Origin of the sequence: Thalassobacillus devorans (assembly GCF_900176565.1) — a bacterium.
Classification (GTDB): Bacteria; Bacillota; Bacilli; order Bacillales; family Halobacillaceae; genus Thalassobacillus; species Thalassobacillus devorans_A.
In genome coordinates this window covers 250747-264068 of sequence record NZ_FXEH01000006.1, presented here as the reverse complement: position 1 = coordinate 264068, position 13322 = coordinate 250747, and the positions used below count along the sequence as shown (strand labels likewise).

Annotated in this window: 11 protein-coding genes; 3 read left to right on the top strand and 8 right to left on the bottom strand. The window is 43.3% G+C overall.

All coding sequences use genetic code 11. The annotated features are described in order from the left end of the window. The first annotated feature begins 154 nt into the window (after positions 1 to 154). A complete protein-coding gene (locus B9Y67_RS12225; protein WP_085509172.1) occupies positions 155 to 1324 on the top strand; it encodes an MFS transporter in 1170 nt (389 codons plus the stop codon). 231 nt (positions 1325 to 1555) lie between these two features. Here the strand turns inward: B9Y67_RS12225 and B9Y67_RS12220 are convergent, their stop codons facing one another. After that, a complete protein-coding gene (locus B9Y67_RS12220; RefSeq protein ID WP_085506987.1) occupies positions 1556 to 3550 on the bottom strand; it encodes an ABC transporter permease subunit in 1995 nt (664 codons plus the stop codon). Positions 3551 to 3883: 333 nt separating this feature from the next. Between B9Y67_RS12220 and B9Y67_RS12215 the strand changes: the two genes are divergently transcribed. Next, positions 3884 to 4069 carry a hypothetical protein gene (locus tag B9Y67_RS12215; RefSeq protein ID WP_085506986.1) on the top strand — a complete coding sequence of 62 codons (186 nt, stop codon included), beginning with the start codon at positions 3884 to 3886 and terminating at the stop codon, positions 4067 to 4069. Positions 4070 to 4111: 42 nt separating this feature from the next. Here B9Y67_RS12215 and B9Y67_RS12210 read toward each other — a convergent pair whose 3' ends face one another. The 6 genes from B9Y67_RS12210 to mecA form a co-directional block, all read right to left on the bottom strand. Beyond that, positions 4112 to 4519 carry an NUDIX hydrolase gene (locus tag B9Y67_RS12210; protein WP_085506985.1) on the bottom strand — a complete coding sequence of 136 codons (408 nt, stop codon included), beginning with the start codon at positions 4517 to 4519 and terminating at the stop codon, positions 4112 to 4114. A gap of 264 nt (positions 4520 to 4783) precedes the next feature. Further along, entirely contained in the window at positions 4784 to 6139 is a 1356-nt protein-coding gene (locus B9Y67_RS12205; protein WP_085506321.1) for an IS1182 family transposase, read from the bottom strand. A gap of 136 nt (positions 6140 to 6275) precedes the next feature. Then, positions 6276 to 7304, bottom strand: a complete 1029-nt coding sequence (locus B9Y67_RS12200) for a DUF3231 family protein (protein WP_085506984.1) — start codon at positions 7302 to 7304, stop codon at positions 6276 to 6278. A 401-nt stretch (positions 7305 to 7705) separates the two neighbouring features. Further along, the gene (gene pepF, locus B9Y67_RS12190; RefSeq protein WP_085506982.1) at positions 7706 to 9514 is read right to left on the bottom strand and encodes an oligoendopeptidase F; all 1809 of its coding nucleotides are present in this window, start codon (positions 9512 to 9514) and stop codon (positions 7706 to 7708) included. A gap of 92 nt (positions 9515 to 9606) precedes the next feature. Further along, positions 9607 to 10740 carry a competence protein CoiA gene (locus tag B9Y67_RS12185; protein ID WP_176223989.1) on the bottom strand — a complete coding sequence of 378 codons (1134 nt, stop codon included), beginning with the start codon at positions 10738 to 10740 and terminating at the stop codon, positions 9607 to 9609. A gap of 266 nt (positions 10741 to 11006) precedes the next feature. Then, positions 11007 to 11699 (bottom strand): adaptor protein MecA, encoded by a 693-nt coding sequence (gene mecA / locus B9Y67_RS12180; RefSeq protein WP_085506980.1) that lies wholly within the window; start codon positions 11697 to 11699, stop codon positions 11007 to 11009. 328 nt (positions 11700 to 12027) lie between these two features. Here mecA and B9Y67_RS12175 point away from each other — a divergent pair, with 328 nt between their 5' ends. Further along, positions 12028 to 12690 (top strand): TerC family protein, encoded by a 663-nt coding sequence (locus B9Y67_RS12175; RefSeq protein ID WP_085506979.1) that lies wholly within the window; start codon positions 12028 to 12030, stop codon positions 12688 to 12690. Positions 12691 to 12753: 63 nt separating this feature from the next. Here B9Y67_RS12175 and spxA read toward each other — a convergent pair whose 3' ends face one another. Continuing rightward, positions 12754 to 13149 (bottom strand): transcriptional regulator SpxA, encoded by a 396-nt coding sequence (gene spxA / locus B9Y67_RS12170; protein ID WP_085506978.1) that lies wholly within the window; start codon positions 13147 to 13149, stop codon positions 12754 to 12756. Positions 13150 to 13322 lie beyond the last annotated feature (173 nt).

Below are 13322 nucleotides of genomic sequence, written 5' to 3'. Positions count from 1 at the left end.
TCTCAAAAGGGTCTGACCAGGTGCAGACTTTCATTTTGAGACAGCCGCTTTCATACTTTGGTGAGCGTTTGCAAAGAAAACATTTATTTTGCTAATTACTAGTGTTATGATATTTTCCGTAGTATTATTTGTCAGAAAAGGAGTGAACGTAGCTCTGGATATAAAAAAAGCATTACCTATCTTATTTGCAATCATGTTTTTTGTCATGGTAGGGTTCGGCATCATCATCCCGGTTCTTCCTTTCTATGCAGAAGAAATCGGAGCGACGCCGACCGAACTTGGTCTATTGATGGCTGTCTATTCATTGATGCAGTTATTATTCGCTCCGATGTGGGGGCGTATTTCCGACCGGATCGGCCGTAAGCCAGTCATCGCGCTCGGTATCGCCGGACTTGCCCTGTCGTTCTTTTTGATGGCACTGGCCACTCAATTATGGATGCTGTTCGCTGCCCGGATTATTGGCGGCTTCTTATCTTCCGCCAACATGCCGACCATCATGGCTTATGTTGCCGATATCACGTCAGAAGAAGATCGCGGAAAAGGAATGGGCATCATCGGCGCTGCCATCGGTCTCGGGTTCGTGTTTGGACCGGCAATCGGCGGAGTATTTTCCAGAACAAGCCTGGAGATGCCGTTTTACATAGCAGGAATTTCTTCCTTGATCACGTTTTTACTCGTACTGTTCGTTTTGAAAGAATCACTGACGGAAGAAGCAAGAGGCCAGCATGCGGGTAAACGCCCACCTATGCGTGAGGCTCTGAACGGTCCATCCTCCATGCTGTTCTTCCTGCAGTTGTTCGTTTCGCTGTCCTTATCCGGTCTCGAAGCGACATTCGCCTACTTTGCCGCAGACACGGCAGGACTCGGAACTGTCGAGCTTGGCTATATTTTTATGATCATGGGACTCGCCGGTGCTATTGTCCAAGGCGGACTGGTCGGACGACTTACGAAAAAATTCGGCGAACCGTTCGTCATCCAGCTTGGGGTCGCCGTCTCGGCGCTCGGTTTCTTTCTGATCCTGTTCGTGGATGATTTCCTTACCGCTACCATATTTTTATCCATTTTCGGCATCGGAAACGGTGTCATCCGACCGAGTGTAGCTGCCTTGCTCACGAAAAAAGCGACCGCGGGCTACGGCAGTGCAACCGGACTGTTATCTTCCTTTGATTCACTAGGAAGAATCATCGGTCCTCCCCTTGGCGGCTGGCTGTTTTCCATCGCGATCGGGCTTCCTTATATTTCGGGCATCATCTTATCGGTAATAGCCCTGGTATTATTCCGTATTTACGCACGCCAATCCAGGAAAATATCATCCGCCGCATAAAGATTAAGGCAGAGGTGCTAATGTTGCCCCTCTGCCTTTTTGATTGTCTCCCTTACGTCTGGTGTGTCTCTTTTATTTTTAAAATTGTCACTCTTATTTTCGATTTTGTCTCTCTTATCTTTCGAATCGTCTCTCTTCACGTCTATGTAGCGCAATCATTGACGAGTTGTCTCTCAACCAAAGGTTTTCTCTCTCTTTTGCATCTAAAATCGCTTCTACAGCAAGCACCGCTCAGGAGGATTTTTTCTTCACGCGTTCAAACTGGTCCCGCCTTAATTCAGCAACTTCAGCATCCTTTTTCTTCCCACGATCTTTGCTCCAAAACCGAAATCTCTCCCAATAGCTCGTTTTATCCAAATAGATTCCGACGCGCTCCTGCTGGACTTCCTGTATTCCTTCCACGATCAACTGCATCGCGATTATTACAAGAATAAATGCCAAAAATACTGGAACGACCACCCAATAATGCCCGGTCATGAACGCTTCCCTGGTGTTACTGACCAGCCCGGCCCATTCAAACGTCACGGAATGGGGCGGGGACCGATAGCTCGCATCATACATGATGCTTGTCCCGCCAAGAAATAATTGAAACAAGCCAAGATGGATGAAAATCAATAAAGTCTGGATAAATTGCTGGCCAAAGATGATGCCTAATTTTGATCGCAGGTGAGGCATAATGTGCCTGCCCAATACATGCCTGGCACTGCCACCGAGGACAACCGCGCTCGTCATGAAATCCTGCCTCATGACCAGACTTATCTCATTCCCAATCAATACCATTACTAACGGGAAAACGAGTAGAGTAAGAACAAGCACCTCAAAGACGAGCCGTTCTGTTAACGTGTATTCAAATCCTGACGTAGATCCCATCAGTACCGGACGCAGTAAAATCAGAGCAATGATACTTAACGGCAAATAGTGAAATCCATCAACGAAGCGCTCCACCCTTTTTTTAACAGCCTCAGGAACAAATAAGGCATATGGAATAGCCAGTAGAAATCCTAGAAAAACACGCAGGAAAGCAATCAATCCCGCGAACAAAATCGTAAACTTCGCCCCAGCAAGCAGCTGGTCCAAAATACTGTAGCCAAGCCAGTCGGTTCCAAGCAAGAGGTATTCGGAAGGCGGATGGGGCTTGCTGCTGACAAGTTTCCCTTCTTCATCGTAGATCAGCGTAAAATTCTTTACGTCTTCCTCCTGGATCAATGAGTGCCCGATACTGATCACCAGAATTAGAAAAATAACCGAAAAGCCGACCAGGAATTTTTTATTTTTAAAATGAGCCCCGACTTCCACTAACCCCTTCCTAATAGCAGTACGCCATGAGCTGCTCCTTAAGCTTTTCCCCCAAATAGCTGTCGGCTTTATGGTGTCACCTGTGGACATATGAGAAGGTGTGAAAAGTTCAGCCCCCTGATAAATGATATAAAAGGGAGTGAACACCATGATCAGTACCGTGGCAATGACAATTGGCCGGAAATCGTCTAATATGTAGCTGGAGATTCCATTGATATTAAACATATATTCGATTACAAACAAACTGGAAAGCGAACCCCAAACAATCATTTTAGAATGATAGAAAGCACTGTTCGTGATGTTCCGGAAAATGTGCTTAATAATAAGTGTCTTATAACGAAGCCCTTTACTTTGAGCAAAGGCTACATAATTTTTTGTCATTTCTTCCTCAATCAAAAGCAATATTATCCGAAATAAGGCTATCATCGGCAGAATCGCAAGTACCGCCATTGGCGCCGCATATAGTCGGTTTTCACCTAAGGTAACAAACGGAAACAAATGAACGCCTGTTTGCTTGTAAATGAGGACGACTAAAAATTGCAGCAAAAAAGCAACCATCAAATCTGGAATCGCCTCCATGAACCCTAGGAGCCGTTTAATTGCTGTCCGATAGGTGTTAGGAAGAAATACCGTCAGGAAAGCCATTAGTGCGGCCAGGCTGAATCCTATAGCCAATGCTCCGAACAAAATAGTCATCGAATACAAAAAGGGATCCCACAAAAAAATGAACGCATTCAGTTCTTCTCCCCGGAATTGATACGTCCAGGACCCCGGCTTGAGAAATTGTTCAATCAGCCTCCCGGTTTCTTCTAAATAGAGGGTAACATCAAACAGACCCTCTCCTCTTACTAGAAAAGGAGCCGTACTCAGCGCACCTATCCCCGCAACCCCTAATAAGTAATACCAAAGGAAATTCCATAGCTTCATCATCTCAAGACATCCTCACCTGATATAGTCACGCCAAACTGTAAACAACAGCAAGACTATGTTTATCATACCGAAAACAGTATGAATTTTCCAAATTAATTTTAGAGAAAAAAATAACCAGCATCGGCTGGTTATCAAGGTCCCTTTATATAATAAAGGAGGATGGGAGAAAGTTCCCTGTCAAACTTGTTGGGGGGGTTAATGGGATTTCTTTCACATCTATAATATAGCAAGCCGGAACACCTTGCGCAATACACTTGTTCAATATTTCACGAGTTTGTCACAATGTTCTAACTGCCGCTCCCAAGCATAATCTTGAAGTAAGGAGGGTTGGACATGAAGATCATAGGAGTCATCATTTTCACAGCACTGGTACTGACAGCATTCTTAATGAACCTATTCGGGTTGATGCGGCTTTACCCCATCTATATCACATCGCCTCTATTATTCTTGGTCATCTTCTTCACCATCAAAAGCCTGTTTCATCGAAAAAAGTTCAAAGGATTCAAGAGCTACCATTGAAAAAGGAGCAGCCTGTAAATGGGTGCTCCTTTGCTGATTCATTTAAAAGCTTACATAAAAAGGCTGTTCTTCTTCTTTTAAGCAATACGCTATACGCTGGCGGAAATTACCCCAGGTCACCATTTCCAAAGCTTGATCGACAGGAAAAAAGCCTGCTTCCAGTGCTTCGGGTGTCGTTGTCAGCTCTCCTCCTACCGGCTTTCCCAGAAATAAGGTATTGCAGATACTGCGGCTTATATTTTGAAAAATTCCACAAAATCTAATTACCTCAATATCCAGTCCACATTCCTCTTTCGTTTCTCTGACTGCCGCTTCTGCCAGTGATTCCCCTATTTCCACTTGCCCGCCTGGCATTTCCCAGCCCCGTTTCGGTCCTTTGATCAATAGCAGTTCCCCTTCGTCATTGATGATGATAGTGGCTGCAGATACAATGTGCTTCGGTGGTTCCATTCGCTTCTCCCCCTGACGTATCCTTTACAATCTCTCTTAAAAAGAGCTTACCTTAAATCAGGTAAGCTCTCAGCTTGTAGAGAAACCCCGTGTTTTTCTACAAGCTTTTTTTGTGCGCCCGTGCGGGCGAATACCACTCGCTTTCCGCGGACGAACGCCCGAGCCTCCTCGTGAAAACCACACTGCGGGGTCTCGGATCGCCCGTTTTTCCGCAGGAGTCTCCTGGTATTCGTCCGCCCTTCACCGAAAAAGACTCTCCTTCACCTAACTCACCTTGGATAGGTGAAGGGCAATCTTCTTCATGTTCTGGCAGGCAGCCGTCAGTAACGCTTGTTCGCGTACATTTTCTTTTCCGCGCAAGCGACAATAACGCAGCCCATGCAGTTCTTTTGAATCTGCGAAGCTACGTTCCACTTTCTCTTTTCTCATTCGATAAATCCATTTACCTTCATTAGAAAGTCGGTTCAATCGAACCTGCTCTTTCGAGCCTTCCCACACATGACGGGTAACGGTTTTCTGGTGTTTCTTATTTTGTGTACACTTCGTAAGAAGAGGACAGTCCGCACAATTTTCAGGGTTTGATTTGTAATGCCGATATCCCTCACGGTCGGTTGTCGCATAACTCAACACTTCACCCTGCGGGCACACATACACATCTCGCTTTTCATCATATGTATATTTCCATTTCGGAAGGAACCCCTTTTTTGACTGATACCTCCGATGAGCAATTACTCCGAATATTCCTCTTTCCATAATAAGCCCATGACATATAGGGTTCGTCAAATATCCGGAATCCAAACCTACGGCTTCCACGTCAAAGCCAAACCGTTCGATCTGACGATCCAACCGTTGTAAGTAAGGTCTGGAATCATGAATATTTCCCGGAGTCACATGAACATCAGTAATAATGTTATGCTTCAAATCTGTGGTGCGGTGATCAAGATAGAAGAAGCCTTCCGGCTTATTTTCCCGATAGAGATAACCACTCTCGCTATCCGTGTCACTGACCTTGATTTCTTTTTTCTTTTTCGCCTCCTCCTTTTCCTTCAGAGGCTTTTTTCCATGATCTTCACGATCTTTCCTTACTGCCTCTTCCAAATCTTCGATGTAGTCTAACGTTTCTTCTTCAACTTCTTGTTTCGAGAATTTCTTCTTATTCGCATTAGCTTTCAAGTGTGTGGAATCTGTAAATAACACACGCCCTGATACCATACGGTGATTCATCGCTTGTAATACAATTTCATCAAATATTTCTTGGAAGATATCCGTATCTTTGAAACGAGTACGGCGGTTCCAGCTAATGGTGGAATGATGGGGAACGGGATCTTTAAGGTTCAACCCTAAGAACCAACGATAAGCAATATTAGTTTCGATTTGTCGTGCCAATTCGCGTTCGGAACGAACGCCATAGATATAACCAATGAACATCATTTTAAATAATACAAGTGGATCTAGTGAAGGGCGACCATTATCTTCTGAATAGTAAGGACGAACCTTTTCAGGGATGAAAGAAAAATCTATGTATTGATCAATTTTACGGAGGAGATGATTTTCGGGCACAAGCTCTTCAATCGTGACTATTTCCATTTCACTTTGTCGTTCTTTTTTTGATTGAAACATCAAATCACCTTTCAAATTATTAGTTATAAGTATTATAACAAATTAACGCGGTGATTTATTAAAGATGAGTGAAATAAGTAAAGGCTGTCGAGACTTTCTCGACAGCCTGAGAGCTTACCTTAAATCAGGTAAGCTCTCAACGATAGGAAGAAAGTTGATCACGATCAACCATGATCGGCGGCTGTTCCATCCAGCCATTATCGATCATGATATTCGCTCCATCCTCTACGTACAACGATACATCGAGGAGACATCGAGCATACAATGCTCCAATATCTTTTCTTCCATTAAGCGAGGCACCATTGGCATATTTTCTAATTTTCATTGAGAACATATCGATTTTATGAGACACCATCAGCTTATCGGAAAACGGCGGGATAGTCGAAGGTGTCACCAAATGATCAAGCAGGCCAGGTGCAGCAATATTATCCTTCTTCAGTTTATTAGTAAACTTATCAATATGGCTCGTATTTATCTTTCTGCCGCGATTCAAAAACTTAAGCACTTTCCGGTCCCTTGCACCCTGGCTGAAACCAAGAATCACCGCTTTACTTGTAATGTCGTTATGAAGGTTATCGTACAAATGTGCTACCTCCAGTCCATGGAGGGGCCGCACCTCGCCGAAATACCCATGCAAAAAACTTTGCCGGTTAACAAAATCAATTCCATCCGGCCTTGGTGCCGCTGGAGCATTCCCCAGCACACCCTTAATAGTCAATAGGTCATGAACATCAATCATCAACTCAGTCGTTTTCTTCAAGCTATCCACAAAAAAATCACGCGTATCTTTCCTTGTCATGGCAGGAACGGCCGCACTATAAATACTGGTACCCGCCTTCGCAAGATACCGAAGATAATGCAAGTAAAATTCATCATAAAATAACCGCGGCGCGTCCAGGTTGACATCCTCTTCTGTAAATCCAATAGGAATTGGAAAATCAGCCTCCACGAAAATCCTCTTGATATCCTTCATAAACGTGTTCGTAAGACCCAGGGCAGATTCTACCACTTTCTTAATCTCAGCATCTTCCACATGATGAAGGAAGTAACTAAGCACGCACTTCCCCATCGTATTCCCTTGATATGCTGCCCAAAGCTTCCCCATCTCCGCTGAAGTCAGCTGATTGTTGAACCGTTCCTTTTCTTCTTGCCTTTGTCTTTTCATGATAGCTAACTCCCTTCCTCATAATGAGGTTCATGATTCATTTCTGACTCATCCCCTATATGATCTTGCTCCTGGAAGGAAGAAAAGCTCCGCTTTAACGAGCGCATTGCACCTCGCCAAAAAACAATCCATTTTCTACGTATATAATAGGACCAGTATTTATATTTATTGCCCTTCATGCTAACAAGCAATAACAACATAAAAACAATAATAATTACTGCATATTTCCGCACATCAAGGTCTCCTTTTTACTGTTCAGCATTACCCATATTATGAGCAATCTGGAAACAATCTATGTACATGAAGCCCCCGACTTCCTGTAAATCCAATTAAAAAAGTTCAAGATGAGAACAACCTGTTCCACCTTGAACTTCTTTAACCTTTGATAAAGAGAACTCTATTTACTTCAATAATTCTTCCATTTCACTCAGCTTTTCTTCAAATACATCCAAAGCTGCAAGGATTGGCTCTTTTGATGTCATATCAACACCAGCCTGCTTCAGCACTTCAATCGGATAGTCACTGCTTCCTGCTTTCAGGAATTTCTTGTAACGGTCAACTGCCGGTTCACCCTCTTCCAGGATCTGAGCGGCCAGTGCAGTTGCTGCAGAGTATCCTGTCGCATACTGATAAACATAATAGTTGTAATAGAAATGAGGAATCCTCGCCCATTCCAAACCAATCTCATCATCAATTACGAGCTCATCGCCAAAATATTTTTTGTTAAGATCATAATAAAGCTCGGTCAGCTTGTCGGCAGTCAATGCTTCCCCTTTTTGAGCCAGAACATGAATATCATGTTCGAATTCAGCAAACATCGTCTGACGGAAAACCGTGCCACGGAATCCTTCCAGGAAGTGATTCAACAAGTAAAGCTTTTCTCTGTTATCATCCGTGCTTTTCAGCATATGATCGTTCAGCAATGCCTCATTGCATGTCGATGCTACTTCTGCTACAAAAATCGAATAGTTGCCATACCGGTATGGCTGATTGGCGTGAGTATAGTAGCTGTGCAGCGAGTGGCCCAGTTCATGGGCGAGTGTAAACAAGTTATTGACGTTATCCTGCCAGTTCATCAATATATAAGGATTCGTTCCGTAATGACCGGAAGAATAAGCGCCGCTCCGCTTGCCTTTGTTTTCATCCACATCGATCCAGCGGTTTTCATAGCCTTCTTTGATGATGTTCGTATACTCTTCCCCAAGCGGCTTCAGCCCTTCCACCACAAGGTCCTTCGCTTCGTCATAGCTGAATTTCATATCCACATCTTTGACAAGAGGAGTATACAAATCATACATGTGCAGTTCATCAAGCTCGAGCACTTTTTTCCTTAACGCAATATAACGGTGAAGCAGCGGAAGTCTGTCATTTACTGACTCCACCAGGTTATCATACACTTTTTCAGGAATCTTATTGCTGTCGAGTGCTTTTTCCCGTGCTGAATTGTAATTCTTCACTTCCGCAAAATAGTTATCCTTTTTCACGTTCCCGCTCAAGGTAGAAGAGAATGTGTTCTTGAATTTTTCAAATGTATCATACATCGCCTGGAATGCTTCTTTCCTTACATTGCGGTCCTTGGATTCCAGAAAATTAATGTATCTCCCATGTGTAAGATCCACTTCATTTCCTTCTTCATCTTTAATGGATGGGAAGGTCATATCGGCATTATTCAGCATACCAAATGTCTGCTGCGGATTAGCTGCGATCTCAGAGAAGCCTGCCAACAAGGCTTCTTCTTTCTCGCTCAATACATGGTCACGTTTTCGTGTAATTTCATCAAGGGCATGCTTATATAAGCCTAACTCCTCTTTTTCTTCTAAGAATTTATCGATGGTACCTTCCTCAAGCGAGAGGATTTCCGGCACAATCCAACTCATGGCCGAGGCAACTTTTGTATACAGGTTTTCCGCTTTGGCATTCAATTCCTGGTAAAAGGAATTTGTCGTATCCTGATCCGCACGCATATGGGCGTAAGTAAATAATGTCCCGAACCTGTGTGATAGTTCATCTTGTTTCACTAGCAACTGGTATAACTGATCGGCAGATTCACCGAGCTTTCCTTTGTATTGGGAGACTTCAGGGATCATTTCCTTGACAGCCTCAAATTCCTGTTTCCATTCATCATCTGATGCAAAAATATTTTCAAGCTTCCAGGTCCGTTCCACTGGAAGTTCTTCACGTTTAGGCAGTTCTTTACTTGAGGTACTCATACCTGCTTCCTCCTTTAGTCCATGTCTTCACCATAACTGATTTCTCCAAAAAATAGGAAATACCTCCCTATTTTATGATATTTCGAAACTTTTTACCCGTTTTTCAATGAATTAAATAAAATTTCATCCTGCTGGAGGGCTTCCTCGATCGTACGCGGCAAGGCCAACGCTTTTGTTTTCCGATAATGTTGTGGTGATATCTCTTCAGTAAAACCAAGTTGAGTTAAGAGATTCAAGTATTCCTCAAGAGGGGAAGGTGTAGACGAAACATGTAATAAGGTGCTTAGCCTTGGGGCAGTACGATGGGGGAGAAGTGTTCCTATCGAAGCAGGCATAAAGGCATCCAACAAATAACGGCTCTGCCAGACCCATGGTACCTCGGCGATCTGTAACTGGCTTGTGACTGGAAGGTAAGCGAGAGTTGGTAATAACGAAGGATGGAGGCTAGCCTGGTACAAATACTGTCGCCATCTTTTTTCCTGAATCGATACATGGCCCGGAGCGCGAAGCCGCTTCGTTTTAATGAAACTTTTCCACCCTGATGGCATATGATTAAGAGGATGAATATCAGAAGTGAATAGCTGGGAGAAGGAAAGCTGTTGTAAGGGAACAAAATGGAATGATGTGAATATGCGGGTTCTCCCGCTTGCCTGAAGGTGACTTGCGATTAACAGTTGGTCGGTGGAAGGATCGTAAAAATAAATACGGTAGTCATGGAAATGATAAATGAAGTTTCTTTCAAACGAGGTTAATTGGATGCTGTCTGTCCATTTTCTGGCCAAACGGTTACCTCCAAGGACCCATAATGGGAAGACACCAACACGGTGATATTCTGTGGTACGTTTCGCTACTTCCATTTCTGGTATCCGGGCACATTGGTACTCAATGGCCACACGCTTCGTTTTCATCTGTAGCAATATATCCGGCCGCTGCTGGATTTCAGGTATGTAAGGTTCCAGCTCTGCCTCATACCCTTGAGCTTGCAGCCATTCCCATAACCGTACCTTACCCTGATGGTGGTAACTCCCCTCCCCACCCTTACTGGATGGGCAGTCACTATTGGGATAATGAGCAAAATGCGGAGTTACTTTTGCCCCCGCCCGGATTAAAACAGGCTCCTGACACTGCGGACAAAAATAGCTGTCTTTCTCCGCCTGAAGCAGTTCTGATATATGCCGGCCTGCCAGCTGGATCAATCGACCGTCATCATTTACGGCACTAAGCAATAGTCCACCTCCTTTTTCATTAAAATCTATCACCATAAAAACCTGGTGAAATTTCTTGACCATACGTTACTTATTCGACATGTACCGACAAAAATCCTGCTCGGGATGGCATTTTACGATTGTCTCTCATACGCTATTAATTTCTCTTTTATGGATGCACAAGCGCATATATGTAATGGGTTGTCTCTCACCCAAAGGCTTTGTTTCATTAAGAATTTCCCTCACCAAAAATAAAAAGCATACCACCAGCGCGGCATGCTTTCTAATTATTGAGGAAAGTAAGTTTTTATCTGGTTCAAGGCATCTTCTGCAAATATAGTCTTACCATACTCCTGCAGACGATGGATGGTGAGTTCGGATTCATTACCGTATTCCAAAACCTTACTCAATATATTTTCCTGCTCATCATCACTCATATTTTCATCATCAAACTGAATATATAGATAGTAGGCATTTTCAAAATGGTACATGCTCTGCTCAAAACCATCGGTGTTATCGAATCGGTAGCTCAACTGAATAGCATCTTCAAATTCATGGAAGCGGATCATGAACTGCATCGGCTCCAGGTCATTTTCAAAACGGTCTGCCTCATCGTCCTGTGATTCATTTTCTGCTTCATTCAGTTTTTCATCAAGCATAGATTCTATTTTTTCATCCACCGGCATATCGATGGTTTTTCCATTTTCAGTCGGGAGTTCAAGCTTTTGACCATCAGATGAAAGCTGTGCTTTTGTAACAATGACTTCCAGACCTTTTTCCATCGCCTGCACCTGGATCCATAGGGGACCGTCAGCGTGGAAATTTTCTTTATCATTGACTTCGTCCATCATTTCCCAGAACAGCTGCTCACTTCGGTCACGGTTATACCAGATATCTTCCCGATCGAATCCACGTTGTTCTACATCATGGTACGAGACATAAAACTTAATTGTATTTTCATTTATTCTTTCTATTTCCATGCATTTTCTCTCCCTTCTATTTTCGGATATGCGGAAGGGACTGCTTCACCCTTGTTGTTATTTTATAGTATACCTTACCCTATATTCCTTTCGTTTAATCTTAGGAATATGGGGATAGGCATCTCTTAATTCTATTGTATGACAGGAGCGTCTTTTCGGAAAACAAAATGCTTCATTTTACTAAAAACAAACGAATGTCACGACCCACGTAAAATGTGATTCGGCATTTGCCTGCAACCGGTAAATTTATTGAATGATAAATCTATGGTTAGTTGTCTATTTTAGCTTATTTCTAGTCATTTGTCACTACATGTCAGGAGGCTTTTTTATGGAATGGGAATTGATTCAGGCAATGTTGATCATTATCGGTATTGATATCGTCCTTGGCGGGGATAACGCCATTGTCATTGCACTTGCCAGCAGGAACCTCCCGGAGAAACAACGCAATAAAGCGATTCTTTTTGGGACAGGCCTTGCTATCATTGTGCGTGTCCTGCTAACAGCGGTAGCCCTCTATTTATTGCATATTCCCTTTTTGAGGCTGATCGGTGGTGTGCTGCTTATTTATATCGCTATCAAGTTATTGACCGAAGAAGAAGAAGAGCCGGATATTAAAGCAAGTGACAGCCTGATCTCGGCGATCAAAACAATAGTGTTTGCTGATATCGTGATGGGTTTTGATAATGTACTCGCCATCGCCGGCGCCTCGCACGACAATATTTTGTTAGTGGCCATGGGGCTTTTAGTATCAGTCCCGATTATCATCTGGGGGAGCAAAATTATCTTGCGGCTGATGGAACGTTTTCCTTCCCTTGTATACATCGGAGCTGGGATACTCGCCTACACGGCTGCCGAAATGATTCTGGAAGAACGTCGCCTTCGGATATTTTTTGAACAATTCGACTCCCTTCAATACGTCATGCCACTTGTCACGATTTTTCTCGTCATTGCCTGGGGCTACCGGAATAATAACCCGGCCTCTCAAGCCTAATCAGATATTAGGAAAGTTGTAAAAACTACAAAAAAAGACCGCTATGTATGCGGTCTTTTTCTATTAGTTTACAAGGCGCTGCGCTTCACGAAGCTGGAAAGTACGAACGCTTCTTGGCAGGAAGCGGCGAATCTCATCTTCGTTGTAGCCGACTTGCAGACGCTTTTCATCAATAATGATTGGACGACGCAACAATCCAGGGTTTTCCTGAATTAAATCAAACAAATCTTTCAAAGGCATTTGTTCAAAATCGACGTCCAGTTTCTGGAACACTTTTGATCGGGTAGAGATAATCTCTTCCGTACCATCCTCCGTCATACGCAGGATTTCTTTTATTTCATCCAGCGTTAAAGACTCTGAGAAAATATTACGTTCCATGAAAGGGATATTATGTTCTTCCAGCCACGCTTTCGCTTTGCGGCATGATGTACAGCTTGGTGAGGTATATAGAGTTACCATGGGAACTTCACTCCTCAAAATGTATTTATCATACAAGGTTGTTATTTGCTTGCCAGTTTAAAATAAGTTTAAATAACAGTCTATGTATACTATACCATAACTGTCAAGTGATAGCCAGTAGTGATTGTAATTATTTTGCACAAAACTTATACAAACAACTCATTATTATTCTG

Bases quoted from the DNA above. Each gene is read 5' to 3' on its own strand.
- B9Y67_RS12220 (WP_085506987.1), bottom strand. From the start codon at position 3,550: ATGATGAAGCTATGGAATTTCCTTTGGTATTACTTATTAGGGGTTGCG.
- B9Y67_RS12215 (WP_085506986.1), top strand. From the start codon at position 3,884: ATGAAGATCATAGGAGTCATCATTTTCACAGCACTGGTACTGACAGCA.
- B9Y67_RS12210 (WP_085506985.1), bottom strand. From the start codon at position 4,519: ATGGAACCACCGAAGCACATTGTATCTGCAGCCACTATCATCATCAAT.
- B9Y67_RS12205 (WP_085506321.1), bottom strand. From the start codon at position 6,139: ATGTTTCAATCAAAAAAAGAACGACAAAGTGAAATGGAAATAGTCACG.
- B9Y67_RS12200 (WP_085506984.1), bottom strand. From the start codon at position 7,304: ATGAAAAGACAAAGGCAAGAAGAAAAGGAACGGTTCAACAATCAGCTG.
- pepF (WP_085506982.1), bottom strand. From the start codon at position 9,514: ATGAGTACCTCAAGTAAAGAACTGCCTAAACGTGAAGAACTTCCAGTG.
- mecA (WP_085506980.1), bottom strand. From the start codon at position 11,699: ATGGAAATAGAAAGAATAAATGAAAATACAATTAAGTTTTATGTCTCG.
- B9Y67_RS12175 (WP_085506979.1), top strand. From the start codon at position 12,028: ATGGAATGGGAATTGATTCAGGCAATGTTGATCATTATCGGTATTGAT.
- spxA (WP_085506978.1), bottom strand. From the start codon at position 13,149: ATGGTAACTCTATATACCTCACCAAGCTGTACATCATGCCGCAAAGCG.